This is a genomic window from Phormidesmis priestleyi BC1401, assembly GCF_001650195.1.
Lineage (GTDB): Bacteria > Cyanobacteriota > Cyanobacteriia > Leptolyngbyales > Leptolyngbyaceae > Phormidesmis_A > Phormidesmis_A priestleyi_B.
Genome location: NZ_LXYR01000014.1, coordinates 67068 through 81168, shown reverse-complemented (window position 1 = coordinate 81168; position 14101 = coordinate 67068). Strand labels below are relative to the sequence as shown.

General features: G+C 50.8%; 15 protein-coding genes. 3 read left to right on the top strand and 12 right to left on the bottom strand.

Features of this window, described 5'->3' with window-relative positions; translation table 11 throughout:
* Positions 1-15: 15 nt before the first annotated feature.
* The 8 genes from A8707_RS26800 to A8707_RS29635 all read right to left on the bottom strand — a co-directional run bounded on the left by A8707_RS26800 (position 16) and on the right by A8707_RS29635 (position 8399).
* Positions 16-249 carry an HNH endonuclease gene (locus tag A8707_RS26800; RefSeq protein WP_082906315.1) on the bottom strand — a complete coding sequence of 78 codons (234 nt, stop codon included), beginning with the start codon at positions 247-249 and terminating at the stop codon, positions 16-18.
* Positions 250-606: 357 nt separating this feature from the next.
* Positions 607-903, bottom strand: a complete 297-nt coding sequence (locus A8707_RS10145; protein WP_068816692.1) for a type II toxin-antitoxin system RelE/ParE family toxin — start codon at positions 901-903, stop codon at positions 607-609.
* Positions 888-1073, bottom strand: coding sequence for a hypothetical protein (locus A8707_RS10140; RefSeq protein ID WP_068816691.1), 186 nt, complete (start codon positions 1071-1073; stop codon positions 888-890). The genes A8707_RS10145 and A8707_RS10140 overlap by 16 nt, the downstream gene beginning before the upstream one ends.
* 46 nt (positions 1074-1119) lie before the next feature.
* Entirely contained in the window at positions 1120-2940 is a 1821-nt protein-coding gene (locus tag A8707_RS10135; protein WP_068816690.1) for an aspartate kinase, read from the bottom strand.
* 155 nt (positions 2941-3095) lie between these two features.
* On the bottom strand, positions 3096-3926 hold the full coding sequence (locus A8707_RS10130; RefSeq protein WP_068816689.1) for a Uma2 family endonuclease: 831 nt from the start codon (positions 3924-3926) through the stop codon (positions 3096-3098).
* 100 nt (positions 3927-4026) lie between these two features.
* Positions 4027-7209 carry an MFS transporter gene (locus A8707_RS10125; RefSeq protein WP_068816688.1) on the bottom strand — a complete coding sequence of 1061 codons (3183 nt, stop codon included), beginning with the start codon at positions 7207-7209 and terminating at the stop codon, positions 4027-4029.
* 460 nt (positions 7210-7669) lie between these two features.
* The gene (locus tag A8707_RS26795; protein WP_074382489.1) at positions 7670-7918 is read right to left on the bottom strand and encodes a hypothetical protein; all 249 of its coding nucleotides are present in this window, start codon (positions 7916-7918) and stop codon (positions 7670-7672) included.
* Positions 7887-8399, bottom strand: coding sequence for a DUF6972 family protein (locus A8707_RS29635; RefSeq protein WP_231948002.1), 513 nt, complete (start codon positions 8397-8399; stop codon positions 7887-7889). The genes A8707_RS26795 and A8707_RS29635 overlap by 32 nt, the downstream gene beginning before the upstream one ends.
* Between A8707_RS29635 and A8707_RS10110 the strand changes: the two genes are divergently transcribed.
* Both A8707_RS10110 and A8707_RS10105 read left to right on the top strand, forming a co-directional pair.
* Entirely contained in the window at positions 8398-8676 is a 279-nt protein-coding gene (locus A8707_RS10110; RefSeq protein WP_068816686.1) for a hypothetical protein, read from the top strand. The genes A8707_RS29635 and A8707_RS10110 overlap by 2 nt on opposite strands.
* 2 nt (positions 8677-8678) lie before the next feature.
* Positions 8679-9038, top strand: a complete 360-nt coding sequence (locus A8707_RS10105) for a type II toxin-antitoxin system PemK/MazF family toxin (RefSeq protein ID WP_068816685.1) — start codon at positions 8679-8681, stop codon at positions 9036-9038.
* A gap of 182 nt (positions 9039-9220) precedes the next feature.
* On the opposite strand, the gene A8707_RS10100 is transcribed toward A8707_RS10105, so the two are convergent.
* The 4 genes from A8707_RS10100 to A8707_RS30185 all read right to left on the bottom strand — a co-directional run bounded on the left by A8707_RS10100 (position 9221) and on the right by A8707_RS30185 (position 13455).
* Positions 9221-9613, bottom strand: coding sequence for a hypothetical protein (locus tag A8707_RS10100; protein ID WP_068816684.1), 393 nt, complete (start codon positions 9611-9613; stop codon positions 9221-9223).
* Positions 9614-9616: 3 nt separating this feature from the next.
* A complete protein-coding gene (locus A8707_RS10095) occupies positions 9617-9940 on the bottom strand; it encodes a hypothetical protein (RefSeq protein WP_068816683.1) in 324 nt (107 codons plus the stop codon).
* A gap of 178 nt (positions 9941-10118) precedes the next feature.
* Positions 10119-13166 (bottom strand): leucine-rich repeat domain-containing protein, encoded by a 3048-nt coding sequence (locus tag A8707_RS10090; RefSeq protein ID WP_074382488.1) that lies wholly within the window; start codon positions 13164-13166, stop codon positions 10119-10121.
* Positions 13167-13320: 154 nt separating this feature from the next.
* Entirely contained in the window at positions 13321-13455 is a 135-nt protein-coding gene (locus A8707_RS30185) for a hypothetical protein (RefSeq protein ID WP_269452698.1), read from the bottom strand.
* A 144-nt stretch (positions 13456-13599) separates the two neighbouring features.
* On the opposite strand from A8707_RS30185, the gene A8707_RS10085 reads away from it, so the two are divergent.
* Positions 13600-13989: a hypothetical protein gene (locus A8707_RS10085; RefSeq protein WP_068816682.1), complete on the top strand. Its 390-nt coding sequence runs from the start codon at positions 13600-13602 to the stop codon at positions 13987-13989.
* The last annotated feature ends 112 nt before the right edge of the window (positions 13990-14101 follow it).

The following is a 14101-nucleotide window of genomic DNA, read 5'->3' as shown; positions in this document are numbered from 1 at the left end:
GTCCCTAAAAATTGATTAACGTTTGAACGGCTTTCGAGGTGGAAAGAGACTATCTCCGCGAAAGTTGTTGCATGAAAAACAGGCGAGTCTCAGGTTTTCTAGTGAATTAGAGCCGCCTCGACTCTTGGGTTTCAGGTGGTCGAGGGTTTGCGTTCCTGGAGGTAGGTCACACCCACACCAAAAACATTGAGGACCAAACTCGCGGAGCAGTTGAGCCGTCTTAGCGCGTTTTTGCTTGGAAGTCATCATGAATTTGCCTTGCCAATAAGTTTATTAACAGAGGAATATTGGACATAATCAGCAAGACTCCCACTGGTTAGGGAAACTACTAATTTGTCACCTATTGGTAAACGTCTCAAACGCACTATCTCTAAGCCTCACACCAGCGCATACCCAACATGCTGAACCAGCGTTTACCTAAAATAGAATCTCCCCTCTCAGATAAACGCTAGACCAGAATACTGGGTGTGCATTGACCTAAGGATCAGAGATAGTGCCCATGAGACGAACATCTAGGTATTGATATTCATCTGCATAGCTAAATATAGACACAGCTAGATTTGATTGTCAAGTGTCGAGGACTCTCAGTTGTTTGCCATTACATCCTCAAAGTTCTAGGTTTTCTTGAGATGAATGCCAGAACCGAGCAACACTAATGCGCCTTTTATCCTCTTCGACTCGATATACGATGCGGTACGGTTTAAGGATGATCTGCCGAATATCAGGACTGCTGAATTCTGGCACCTGCTGACCCTTGAATGGGAATTGACGCAGTTCCTTAGTCTTGTTGAGGAGATTTTGACCGATCTTGCTGGCTGCTTCTGAATTGTTTAAGGCGATATATCGAACGATCGTCTCCAAATCTCTAACTGCCTTTGGAGATAAGACTACGGTGTAGTCCATACTGCAATCATCTGCTCTACTGATTCAACAGATATCCCCTGTCCTTGATCAATTTCATCCAAGCCCTCTTTGACCGCCGCAATAAACTCAATTTCTCGCAGAATTTCGCGTAAAGATACGGTGGCAGGTAAACGCTTTATAAGTTCAAGCACTGCTTCTTTGTCACTCATTGCAAATTACAGCTTGTCTAGGTGGATATGCCAATTGTACAGATATTTATGCTGAAACCTGAATTGTTTGGGTTCCTGCTAAACCAAAAGCGTGATGAATTGCCCGTAGAGCCATCACTCCCTGATCTTCTGCGACGACACAACTGACCTTGATCTCAGATGTTGCGATCATTTGGATGTTGATTTTTTGCTGATACAGCGCGTCAAACATTCGGGCAGCGACCCCAGGTTGACCGACCATCTCTGAGCCAACAATGCTGACTTTGGCGATCGCCATATCCACAACGATTTCACCACAGCCCAACTCAGGAGCCGCCGTTTCTAAAACAGTCCGAGCGGTTTCTGCATCCATTTGGGCGACGGTAAAGGCAATATCGCGAGTCATCACGCCGTTGAGCACTCGGCAGCGCTGAGATTGAATAATCATATCGACGCTGACATTGTTGTCTGCAAGAAGTTGGAAGATCTTTGCCGCCATGCCAGGACGATCGGGCACATGACGAATCGCTAATTGGGCTTGCTTGAGATCGAGGGCAACACCACGAACGGGGTTTTGAGCCGTGAGGGTTTCTTGGGGTTTGGGTTGACGATCGATGGCTGACTGAGTGATGTCAAACGCGTGGCACAGGGTCACGATCGCGTTCTCATAGTCGCGTTGATCAATCACACAACTGACTTTCACTTCAGAAGTCGAAATCATTTGAATGTTGATGCCAGCGTTTGCCAGAGTGGAGAACATTCGAGCGGCAACTCCTGGACGACCAATCATTCCGGCTCCGGCGATCGTGACTTTGGCGATCTGCGGTTCTACCATCACTTCGGGCGCTTTTTCTAAACTGGAAGGCTGATGGGCAGTTAATGCGGGAATGATGGCATTGGCAACGGCTTCTGCACGATTGAGAGAATTTTTGGTAACGGTAAACGCAATGTCGTTGGTATTACCTTCGTGAATGGATTGAATCACGAGATCAACATCTAAACTCTGAGTCGCGATTTCACCAAACAAGCGCGAGGCAATTCCCGGACGATCGGGCACTCGCAGTAAGGCAACTTTGGCTTGATCGGTGTCAAATTCTACGGCATCGACGGGACGGGCGATTTCGAGTCCTTCGAGCGATCGAGGCTGCGGCATTGGCGACGTGACCCAAGTTCCGGGATCGTCTGTCCAACTCGATCGCACAACCAAGGGCATTCCATAATTACGGGCAATCTCAACCGCTCGGGGATGCAGCACTTTTGCCCCTAAGCTGGCGAGTTCAAGCATCTCGTCGCAGGTGATATCGGTCATTAACTGGGCATCTTCGACCAGTCGCGGGTCAGCCGTGAGAATGCCTGGAACATCGGTATAAATCTCGCAAAAGTCAGCTTTGAGGGCGGCGGCAAGCGCGACAGCAGACGTGTCGGAGCCGCCTCGACCTAGGGTTGTGATTTCTAGATCCTCGGTGCGGCTGACTCCTTGAAACCCGGCGACGACGATCACTTCGCCCTTTTTGAGGTGGCGCTCTAAGCGATCGGTAGCGATGTTCAAAATCCGGGCGCGGGTGTGGTGCGCTTCGGTAACGATGCCGACTTGGGCACCTGTGAGCGAAACGGCGGGCTGTCCAAGCTCTTGCAGTGCCATGCTGAGAAGCGCGATCGTCACCTGTTCTCCGGTCGAAAGCAGCATATCCATCTCGCGCCGACTCGGATTGCTCGATATCTCATGGGCGAGTTTGACCAATCCATCGGTCGTTTTGCCCATTGCCGAAACCACAACAACGACTGAGTTTCCAGCGTTGACGGTTTTGACAACTCGCTGGGCGACGGCTTGAATGCGATCGACCGACCCAACAGAGGTGCCCCCGTATTTCTGAACAATTAGCGCCATGACTGTTGCTTTCCCCACGATCGAAGGGTCTTAACCTCCGAAGCTCTTTTAAGGTTTTGATTTTATCGCGCTTAGGTCATTGAGTTTTGTCAATTACTTGAATGATAGCGAGGCGAGCTGTTCTGCAAAACTAAACTTGCCCGATCGGAGCGCGATTAGAGATCGTCAAGGTTGATTCCTCGATCGCGCAGTCGATTCAGCAAGTCTTCTCTTAGCCGTCGCTCTTCGTCTGCCCGTTGTCGTTCTTCGTCTGCTAGTTGTCGTCCTTCATCCGCGCGTTGTTGCTCCTGGTCTGCCCGTTGTCGTTCTTCATCTGCGCGTCGTTGCTCCTGGTCTGCCCGTTGTTGCTCCTGGTCTGCCCGTTGTCGCTCCTGTGTAATCATCGTGTCAGGGCTGGCTAGACGCTGACCCTGAGAGTCATACCAATACAGCCAGTTCTGCGTCCAGCCTTCAAAGGTTCCTTGCTCAACCCCGATGCCTAGTCCTAATTCGGGCATCCAGACCGGATTTCCGGGCTGCTGTATATAGCGCCCATTGACGAGACGATAGACCTCAAAGGAGTCGTGTTTGTTGCGCCGATAGAATTCAGGATTGTAGATGACATAGTAAAGTACACCGATTTGCGCGTACTTTGCGACTTTGGTGTCATACTCGCCGCCGTAAGCATGAGAGACGCACTCCAAGACAAACTGAGGAACAACTTGTTCTTGCCAGATCACATAACTGCGTCTGCCGTTGGCTCGTTTTTGCCGAGGAACACCCACACTGAGAAAGCCATCGGGCACGATCGCGGGTTGCCCAACTTCATAATAAACGCCCATGTTGAATCCTAAAAACCAGTCCATTCGGTCTGCCCACAGGAGGGCGAGAATGGCTCGCAGTAAGCTCGGAATCAGGATTTGAAGTTCGTTATCCACGGGCGTGTCGTCACTGTCGGGCAGATCGTCTTCGGTCGGCAGAGACTGCAACGGGTTGTATTGCACCATAACGATGTCCTCTGAGACTTCTTGGCTCTATTCTGACATTGACCGCGATTAAAAAAGCCCCCCATTTGGGAGGCTGTGTTGTGATTCCGGTGAACCGCTGTTAGGAAACGGCGATCGCTCCGGCAATTGCAGAAGCCGCAGCCGATACGATGGCAGTGCCAAACAACCACCATGCGGCAGTCTCAGCGGCTTTACGTGTTTCTTCTGCTTGCTTCTTTGCCTGACGTTTGACCGCTTCTAGACGACGCTGTGCCTCTTCTTGAACGCGCTCTGCCCGTTGCAGAACAGTATTTCGTGCGCCTTCAATTTGATCGATGACGCGGTTGGCATCGGCTTCTGAGATGTCTTCACGAGAGCTAAGAAGCGCCACTAGCGTTTCGCGATTGAAGCTGCCTAGACGATCGCGCATGGCATCAAAGCCAGCTTGGGGATCGTGGAACATCGTCCGCACGTCTTGACGAATGCCTTCATAGTTGAGTTCAGGGCGATCGAGACCATTCAAGTAGTCGCGGATTCTGGCAAAGATGCCGTCAACCACCGACTGAAGACGGTCTTGGATGCCCTGAATTTGCGCCATAAATTGGTCACGCACCGAGAGAACTTGATCGACGACGCGATTGGCTTCTTCTTCGGTCATGTCTTGACGTTGGGCAAGCAGAGCCACGATCGTCGGGCGATCGATTTCTGTAACGCGAGTTCCCAAGTTGCTCAAGCCTAGGCGAGGGTCACGCAGCATGATTTGCAGGTCGTGCTTGATGCCCTCAGGGTTGAGTGCCGCTTTGTGAGTGTTGCGGAGATAGCCTTCTAGCGCCGATTCAAAGTTCATGACTCGCTGTTGAGTCCGGGCGGCTAGACGACGAGGCGCACGAGCAATGCTGCGCAGCGATCCTTGAACTTGATCGATGATTTGATTGACCTGCTCTTCGCTCAAGTCTTGACGTTGGCTAAGAAGTTTAACCAGCGTCTCTCGATCGACCTGAGAAAGCCGTGATCCCAGGGCATAGGCTCCTGCTTTGGGGTCGTGCAAGAGCGTGTTCAAGTCTTGCTTGATGCCATCGGGGTCGAGTTCTTGCAGGTTGGTGTTTCGCAGATAGTCGGAGACTTTAGTGGTGACCTGATCAACCTGTTCTTTTGCCTTACCTGCTGCGATTTGTGGCGCGTGAAGAATGTTGTGACGCACGTCTTCAAGCTGACTGACGACCCGATCGGCTTCTTCGGGGGTCATGTCTTTGCGTTGACCCAGTAGCTGCACGAGCGTGTCTCGATCGAACTGACTCAACCGACCGCGCAACGCAGACGCACCCGCTTGCGGATCGTCTAACAGCAGTTTGAAATCGCGCTTGATGCCGTCAGGATTGAGTTCCTCTTTGTTGGTGTTTTGCAGATAAGACTCGACTCTGATCCGCAGGGCATCGGCTTCAGATTTGACGCGATCTTGAGTCGTCTTTGCCGAGTTGAGAACGCGATCGCGCACGCCTTCAACTTGGCTGACGATGCGATCGGCTTCTTCTTGAGACATATCAGGGCGCTGCGCCAATAGCTGCACAATCGTATCTCGATCGAATTGACCTAGACGACCCTGTAAAGCATCAAAGCCCGCTTCAGGGTCGTGCAGCAGCAGAGACAGATCTCGCTCGATTCCGTCGGGGTTAAGTTCGGATTTGTCGGTCGATCGCAGATAGTTCTCAAGGCGACTCCGCAGATCTTGAGACTGACCTTGCTCATCAGCCGTTTGCACTGAGCCTAAAATAGCAGTCCGAATCGTCTCTAGCTGGTCTGCAACCTCTGCAACTCTGGCAGCAGGCAAATCGCCGCGCTGATTCAGCAGGGCTACAAAGTCGCCGCGATTTAGCTGCTCTAGCTGACGACGCACCAAAGCTGGGTTGGCTTCAGGATCGTAGAGAACGTCTCTAAACTCAGTTTCTAGCGTCTCCCGATTTAGATGCCAGGAGTAGGTGTTGAGCAGATAGTTTTCGACATCTGCTTTCACTGGGCTGAAGCCCGAAGTCTTTTCAGAGATCTGGCTCCCGACTTGCTTTGCGCCTTGAGTTACTTTGTCTTTCGCGGTTTTGAATTGTCCTAAAATCTTTTCGACATCAATGTCAGAGAGGTCAGTGCGTCCCATGACAGTGCTCATGAGCGTGCCAAATCCAAACTGCATCGCTTGGTCGATCATGCTGGACTGCCCTGGTTGAGAAGGCTGACCCATTGCAGCCATTCCAGACTGCTGCGGGTTTTGCATCGTTTGACCCTGGCGACGAACTTCTTCGGTCAGACGATCGAGCTTTGCATTCAACTCATTGGTGTTGACTGAGCCAGACTGAACCGTTTTCAGATAGTCCATCAGTTCGGCATTGGGGTCTTTGCGTTGCTGAAACTGACCCAGAGTTTTTTGCCAAACCGATTCCAACTGATCCACTAATCGACTGGCATCTTTTTTAGAGAGATCAGTGCGATTGCTAATCAGATTTGAGAAGGTGCTGCGATCGATGTGCCGCAGACGCTCGATAACCTCAGTGGGAGACGTGCTTCCCGCGATCGACTGCAATTCTGGGTCATTGATCAGCTTCTCAAACTCGCCGCGAATGTGTTTCATGTCCAACTGAGGCGGACGCACTTTTTCGAGATAGTCTTCGATCGAGTCGCGGATGTGAGTTGGATCGATCGCGCTGCCCAACTCGCGCCGAACTGCCGCCGCTGCTGCTTCAGCCGTAGACACCACTTGTTGGTTGATCGCTTTTGCGCCGACAGCCGCCGTTGCCGTGCCTAAAATCGCTTGAAAGCCGGACGTAGCGCTGTTTACCAATGAGCCAACGAGAGAGCCAACGGTGGTTGAGCTAAACCAGACTAACAGAACAAAATAAGCGCCCCAAATCACTAGACCGACGATCGCGCCTAACCCTGCACTAGACAGCAGACTTAGTTTGACCGCCAACAAACACGCGACAAATAACGCAATGGTCACGGTAACCAGAGTCCATAAGCCCACGGCAAACTCGATTTTGCGAACCGTTCCGCCAACGCTGCCTGATTCATGAGAGTCGTCATGATCAGAATTAGAAGAACGCCCTAAATAAGAAATACCTGCCGCAACGGACAGGTTTGTTAACAAAATTTGGAACGCAAACGCTAATACTAATCCTGCGATTAGCGCCACAAAGAATCTTGGACCTGAAAATACTAATGATGCCTGTTCGGGAGTGTTGAGTCCCCGATCGACGGGAATCTGCATTAGCCAGGGAATCTGACTGAGTTCCCAATTAACATTTGAAAGTTGAAACATAGAAATTTCCTCTCCATCGCCAAACCCTCGCAATCAAACTATTGCGTCAGCCAAGCCCGGTAATTGTGTAAAACAACGCTTGTAGCCAGAATGGCTGAGTTAAGGGGCTTCTAACATCCTCCACAAGTTATAAGGAGGAATATGTCTGGAGGGATACGGCTTATAGAAGTTGGGATCGGAATTGCTCGACAGCGCGATCGAGATGCTTTAAATAAGGATTGAAATCGATCGACTTAAAGAATTGTTAGCAGGTCTGGCGATCTGCGTTGAATACGACTCGGATGCGTAAGTCAATCTAGAATTCTTACTCTTCGCGGTTCCAGACGTGCTTGCGGCAGACTTCGCAGGCTTCGATCTCGGCGGGGTTGTGGGGGTCGTTGAGGCTTGGATGGTGGCGGAAGCGATCGCGGTGAACCCTGAACAGGTGCTTAAATATATTCTGGTTTGCAGCGAGGTGGGGTTAGGCAACTTTTTCGGCTTTGAGTTGTCCTTCAACTCGCTCGTATTCATCTTCGAGGAGCCAGAGTTTTGCGGCTTGGTAGGAAGATCCAGTAAAGACAACTTGATAGTTTTTGGCTGGATCGTAGATGCTACAGTTCTCCTGTTCGCCGCAGAGCAGGATCAGAACGTAGGGGGGAGAGGCGGTTGGATCGAGCCAGAGTTCTGTGAAGTCCCAGTTATCGGCTAGGGCGAGTGCGGGGGATAACATGATATTTGTCTCCTTTGATCTTCATTTCTCCATAATAGAGCGGGGTTTGGTTGCCGTCTGCATCGAGTCGATAGCCAATAGGTTCTGTGAAGTATAGTCCGTAGCGATCGTGTCCCCGCAGGGTTCCTGTAAATTCGCCGTTCTGTAAAATGGCTGCGGCGACGGTTTTGAGGGTGGCGCGATCGTGGAAGAGATGGACGCTGCCTTCTCGTAGGAGCTTTTGCATTTGTGGGGTGTTGGGCAGGTGTTTGGCAAGGTGTCTTGAGTCGAGAGTCAGTTCACGATCGATCATGCTGTTGTTGCATCTCTGCTTTGCCTGAGGATGAGGAGGCGATCGTTTGCATGAGTCCCTCGCTGGATATCTGACGTTGTAGGGTAGTTTGGCGGCGGCAATCATGATGGCTTCTAGCTGTGATGATAGCGTTTGATGGAGCGAGTCTTGGCTGATACAGTGGAATGAGGATTGAGGAATACAACGCATGGCAGATCCGGCAACCCTTGAACAAACGTTACTGGAAACGGTTAGATCGCTGCCTCTCCCTCAACAGGAAGCTGTTCTGAACTTTGCCCGATCGCTGTCTAGTAACCGTTCCCCGCTTGAACCGCTGCCCCTTTCGCTGCAACAGATCGCGAAGCTGCCGATTTGCGATCGCGATCGCTTGCTTGCGCCTTACATTGTGGCAATGGCGGAAGATTTTCAAACTGATCCAGAACTGACTGAATTCTCAGTATTGGATACGGAAGATTGGGAGGATTAGTTTTGTCGATTGCAAAACGGGGTGAAATTTGGCTAGTTAATCTCAACCCGACCAGAGGACAAGAAATCCAGAAAACTCGTCCTGCGGTGGTGATTAGCTCGAATCTTTATGGGTCGATCTTGATGCGAATTGTGATTCCGATCGCAACTTGGCAAGACAAGTTCAACACCCGTCCTTTCATGGTCAAGGTTCCTGCAACACCAGAGAATGGACTCGATCTTGATTCTGCTGGCAATGTTTTACAGGTTCGGAGTGTTTCGACTGAACGCTTTGTGAACCGGATTGGAAGGATTGAAATCGATCGACTTAAAGAATTGTTAGCAGGTCTGGCGATCTGCGTTGAATACGACTCGGATGCGTAAGTCAATCTAGAATTCTTACTCTTCTCGGTTCCAGACGTGCTTACGGCAGACTTCGCAGGCTTCGACGGCGGCGGGGTTGTGGGGGTCGTTGAGGCTTGGATGGTGGCGGAAGCGATCGCTCTTTGAATCAGTCTATTCCACGATAGATTGAGAGCTTCCCAATAAGTTTATGCGAAGTTTGCTTATGCAGCGATCGCGAATCTTACACCAAAATGCTCCATGAGCAGTAACCGGAGATGGTCAAGATGTTCGGTGTATTGTTTGATGTGAGGATAGGTGTTGAGGTTGGCAAAATACCAAGTGGCGAAGTAGTTAATCTCGAATACGTTGAGCTTGCGAAGATGGGCTAGATGCTCTTCTGGATGAGATGAGGCGCTTGGAGTGAGAATCTTCTCCACATAGCCTTGAACGTCGCCTGAGAAGAGTTCTAAGACACCAAGAATCGAAAAGTCTTGGTCTTCCTCCCATTGGGCGATCGCTTGCCGTTCGGTTTTCATTGCTTGATAGAGGTCGTCTAGCTGTTGGGAGAGCAGTTGGATATGAGCGATCGCTGGGTCGAGGGGTTGAGTTTCCATGAGTTAGTCATTTTCTCCGTAGGTTACGATTTTGCTGTTGCGTTCGATGAGAAATTCGCGCCCTTTGTTCCAACGGGTTGCGCCATCTGGAAGAGACTTTTTGCGGGCACCTTTCTTGTTGAAGTTGTTCGCTTTGCGGAGATAGCGAAGGTAGTCTTCAGTGAATCCATGCTTTTGGGCATGTTTGACGATGCTTGAAGGTAAGGTGGGATAGGTCGCCTGATCCCAGGCTGCTATGAGCTGCTGGACTTCAGCGATTTCTTCTGCGGTGTAGCGATCGTAGAGAATGGCTTCATAGGGATCAGTGAAGTTGGGCGGGTCGGTCATGCTGTGATTATAGCCAGGTGTTTAGAGGTTGAAGCCATGAGCCGATTTTGGATGATTCGCTAGTTGGGTTGCTCATGCGTCCCAGACGTGCTTGCGGCAGACTTCGCAGGCTTCGACGGCGGCGGGGTTGTGGGGGTCAGTGAAGGTGGGGTGGTGGCGAAAGCGATCGAGAGGTTCATTATTTTTTCCCATCTGCTTCTGGTGGCAGCTTACGATCGGGCTTATCTTCCGGGTCTTGACCTTTCTGCAAGGAAACGGCTTTCCAGAAACCATCTAAGGTTCCTTGAAAGGTACTGTTATCAATGATGCCTGTGGTTCTTAGGATGAAGATGCTGCCTACAGCGAAGGCAATGAGAATCGCCGTCACAATCACAAGCAGATTCAATCCAGGAATGTAATGGGCGATCGCTGCAAAGATCGCGGCGACAACGGCTAAAACAATGAGCATTAAGACGCTCGTTTTGACTAGACCGGGACGTTGCGGGGATTGAGGTAGAGGACGGAGGGGGCGATCGAGGCGGGTTTTGCGACTGCGATCGAGGCGATCGTCGAGGTTGTCTTGGCGTTGGGAGTGAGATTCTACGCCTTCGAGGAGGTTGCGGAGATTGTAGGTTCCTTTGAGTCGGGGGAGAGAGGCTTCTACTGTGCGTTGGTGTTCGAGGTCGCAGAGATAGGTGTAATCGACGGGCACTTCTCGTCCGGTGGGTTGGTCGTTGACGACTTCTCGAATGACTAGGAATTCTTGGACGGCGAGGTTGGTGTGGAGTTTGGTGAAGTCGGCGCGGATAATGCTGAGGAGGTCACTGGCGCGGGAGCCTTGGGCTTTGATGCTGATGAAGTTGTCTTCTTCGTCGGCGCGGACGAGAGCTTTGCTGTTGTCACGGGTGAGAACGGCTCCACTGCGCCAGCGCATGGTTTTGTAAATGAGGGTGTGGTTGCGGACGATGAAGCGGGAAATGATGCTGCTGGGGAGGATGTCGTAGTGGTATTGGAAGTGGAGCGGGGCGAATTCGTAGCTGTCTACGTCGGGTTCGTCGATCGGTAATAGATCAGAGATGAGGTAGCGATCGCCGTTGTAGCCGTCGAGGGGGAAGCAGAGTTCAAACTTCTCCATCAATCCCATGAGGAAGGGGCGTTTGTTTTGGGGATAGCGATCGGGTTGTTTGAGAATAGTGCTGAGGTCGGGGAGGGCGAGGATGCCTTTTTTGTTGACCATCAGATCGTGGTTGTTGAGGATGTCGTATACGCCGCTGGTGACCCATTCGGGGTTGAGGACGTGGGTTTCGCTGAGGCGGGGGTCGTTGCGGTAGTTGAGAACGATGCCGAGATCGTGGAGGACTTCGACGAGGATTTCTTGGTCTTGAGGGGTGGTGATTTCGGCGGCGGTGCAGAGGGTTTGGTATCTTTCGTAGGAGATGAAGTCGTAGCTGGTTCGCATTTGTTCGAGTTGTGTTTTGATGTCAAACCAGGCTTGGTCGAAGAGATCGCGGATGTGTGGGATTTCGTCGATTTGGGCGGCGATCGCTTGCCAGAGTTTGTCGATGCCGTCGCCTGTTTTGCAGGAGGTGGAGAGGACTTGTTTGATTTGGGGATATTTCTTTTTGAGGGTGCGGGCTTTGAGTTCTAGGGGGTGTTCGTCTGAGCAGTTGCCGACGATGATGACGGGGGAGTTGCCGCCGTAGGTTTCGATGAGCTTGAGCCAATATTCGACGCGGTTTTGCGGTTCATTTTTGCGGTTGTCGAGAACGAGGAGATAGAGGCTGCGTTTGGTGAGAAAGAATTGATGGGTGCTGTGCATGACGCGCTGCCCGCCAAAGTCCCAGAGGTTGAGCTGAATAGTTTGGTCGCCGTTGGGCAGTCGCCAGGGTTGAATGTTGATGCCGGGGGTTTTAGCTTCGTTAGGGTTGAAGGTGTTTTGAGTAAGCCGTTTAAGGAGTGAGGTCTTGCCGACATCACCTTCGCCCACCAGGAGAACCTTTAATTCGTTCAAGGAGCGTTTGTCGAAGGATTTGGTAACAGATTTAAGGTAGGCAAAAACTACCTGCGGTTCACCGTCTTCAATTTCATCCCTACCCCAACCTTTACGAATAATTTCAGGCGGCACATTCTGGATAGGATTATCTTTCAAGACAAGCCTTGTGAGATTGGTCAGTTGAGCGATCGTGTCTGGGATAACGGTGATTTGGTTGAAAGAGAGGTCAAGCTCTGTGAGATTAGTCAGTTGAGCGATCGTGTCCGGGATAACGGTGATTTGGTTGAGAGAGAGGTCAAGCTCTATGAGATTGGTCAGTTGAGCGATCGTGTCCGGGATAACGGTGATTTGGTTACTACGGAGGTAAAGGTTTGCGAGATTGGTTAGTTGAGCGATCGCGTTCGGGATAACGGTGATTTGGTTACTACGGAGGTTGAGGCTTGTGAGATTGGTGAGTTGAGCAATCGCGTCCGGGATAACGGTGATTTGGTTACCACGGAGGTAAAGGTTTGCGAGATTGGTCAGTTGGGCAATCGCCTCTGGGATGACAGTAATTTGGTTGTTAGTGAGGTCAAGAGTTGTGAGATTGGTCAGTTGAGCGATCGCCTCTGGGATAACGGTAATTTGGTTGTTAGTGAGGTCAAGAGTTGTGAGATTGGTCAGTTGAGCGATCGCCTCTGGGATAACGGTAATTTGGTTGCCAGCAAGGTCAAGAGTTGTGAGATTGGTCGGTTGAGCGATCGCCTCTGGGATAACGGTAATTTGGTTGCCAGCGAGGTTAAGGTTTTTGAGATTGAGTTGAGCAATCACGTCTGGGATAACGGTGATTTGATTGTTATAGAGGTTAAGCGTTGTGAGATTGGTCAGTTGAGCGATCGCGTCCGGGATAACGGTGATTTGGTTGTGATCGAAGTCAAGTGCTGTGAGATTGGTCAGTTGAGCGATCGTGTCCGGGATAACCGTGAGTTGGTTGTCATTGAGGTTAAGGTTTTTGAGATTGGTGAGTTGAGTGATTGCGTCCGGGATAACCGTGATTCGGTTGCTATAGAGGTTAATGTTTTTGAGATTGATCAGTTGAGTGATCGCATCTGGGATAACCGTGATTTGGTTGTTATGGAGATTAAGCGTTTCCAACTGGGTCAACCGTCCGATCCCTGGTGGTATTTCCGTTAGTCTCTGCCTCGATAAATCAAGCTCTTTCCAATTTTCGGTGTAGGCACGATCGATGAGTTCAAGGATAGAGCGGGAAGTCATAGGAATTGGGAATGGGGGGATTGAGAAGTCAGAAAGTTGTTTCTATTTTGACAGAGGGATACAAGAAGTAGGGAGGCAGCACCCTATCCGTTCAACTTGTCGCTGCATTCACCCAATCTGTCAACCTATCTATTTAGCCTGTCATCGTATCTGTTTAACCAGTCACCGCGATCGCTACAACATTATTTGTGAAAACCGCAGCATTTGCCACGAATATTCCGACATTTGCCGCAAACCTTACGACATTCATCCCAAACGTCGCGATTTTCTCAGTAAACCTACTCGTCATCGTCACCTCATTGCGGAAAACCACGAGACGCGATCGTCAAACTCCTCACAAACCACACAATCTCTGCGCGAATTACTCAGCCAATTCTCTAGCAGCTAAGGGCAAACTAGAACAGTACAGAACCCTAGAAAGGAACCTTCTACTATGCCACGCCCACAGCGAACCTCTCGCATTCTCGACAAAGGACAACTGCGAATCTTGAAGCTCAAAGCCATCGATCCTCAGCTTAACTTTGGCAACGATCGCAGTCTTTCGACCCTTGCTATGCAAATCGATCAGCTAAACGCTAAACTAAACGACTACAACGACACGATCGCCACACTCGACATCGCCAAACAAGAAATCGACCAGATGGAACACGACATGGGCGACCTGCTCGACCAACTACTCAACGGCGTAAGCGGCAAATATGGCAACGACAGCCGCGAATATGAAATGGCAGGCGGAACCCGCAAGAGCGATCGCGTTCGCAAGAGTGCCCAAAGCCGGACAAAAAACGGCGGTGTCAAACTCGCGACTGTGGGAAGCCATTAGACGCACGATCGGACTTTCTACCCGGCTGCCTGAGAGGGTGTTTGAGACGGTTCGTTCATTGCACTCACCCGCCCGTGAATGGAATTCCGTCATTCATTGCACTCGCCCGCCC

What these genes read in the sequence shown, in the direction of transcription:
- A8707_RS10135 (WP_068816690.1), bottom strand. Translation starts at nt 2,940, where the DNA reads ATGGCGCTAATTGTTCAGAAATACGGGGGCACCTCTGTTGGGTCGGTC.
- A8707_RS30185 (WP_269452698.1), bottom strand. Translation starts at nt 13,455, where the DNA reads ATGACGAGTAGGTTTACTGAGAAAATCGCGACGTTTGGGATGAATGTC.
- A8707_RS10125 (WP_068816688.1), bottom strand. Translation starts at nt 7,209, where the DNA reads ATGTTTCAACTTTCAAATGTTAATTGGGAACTCAGTCAGATTCCCTGG.
- A8707_RS26795 (WP_074382489.1), bottom strand. Translation starts at nt 7,918, where the DNA reads ATGTTATCCCCCGCACTCGCCCTAGCCGATAACTGGGACTTCACAGAA.
- A8707_RS10145 (WP_068816692.1), bottom strand. Translation starts at nt 903, where the DNA reads ATGGACTACACCGTAGTCTTATCTCCAAAGGCAGTTAGAGATTTGGAG.
- A8707_RS26800 (WP_082906315.1), bottom strand. Translation starts at nt 249, where the DNA reads ATGATGACTTCCAAGCAAAAACGCGCTAAGACGGCTCAACTGCTCCGC.
- A8707_RS10140 (WP_068816691.1), bottom strand. Translation starts at nt 1,073, where the DNA reads ATGAGTGACAAAGAAGCAGTGCTTGAACTTATAAAGCGTTTACCTGCC.
- A8707_RS10110 (WP_068816686.1), top strand. Translation starts at nt 8,398, where the DNA reads ATGGCAGATCCGGCAACCCTTGAACAAACGTTACTGGAAACGGTTAGA.
- A8707_RS10085 (WP_068816682.1), top strand. Translation starts at nt 13,600, where the DNA reads ATGCCACGCCCACAGCGAACCTCTCGCATTCTCGACAAAGGACAACTG.
- A8707_RS10130 (WP_068816689.1), bottom strand. Translation starts at nt 3,926, where the DNA reads ATGGTGCAATACAACCCGTTGCAGTCTCTGCCGACCGAAGACGATCTG.
- A8707_RS10095 (WP_068816683.1), bottom strand. Translation starts at nt 9,940, where the DNA reads ATGACCGACCCGCCCAACTTCACTGATCCCTATGAAGCCATTCTCTAC.
- A8707_RS10090 (WP_074382488.1), bottom strand. Translation starts at nt 13,166, where the DNA reads ATGACTTCCCGCTCTATCCTTGAACTCATCGATCGTGCCTACACCGAA.
- A8707_RS29635 (WP_231948002.1), bottom strand. Translation starts at nt 8,399, where the DNA reads ATGCGTTGTATTCCTCAATCCTCATTCCACTGTATCAGCCAAGACTCG.
- A8707_RS10100 (WP_068816684.1), bottom strand. Translation starts at nt 9,613, where the DNA reads ATGGAAACTCAACCCCTCGACCCAGCGATCGCTCATATCCAACTGCTC.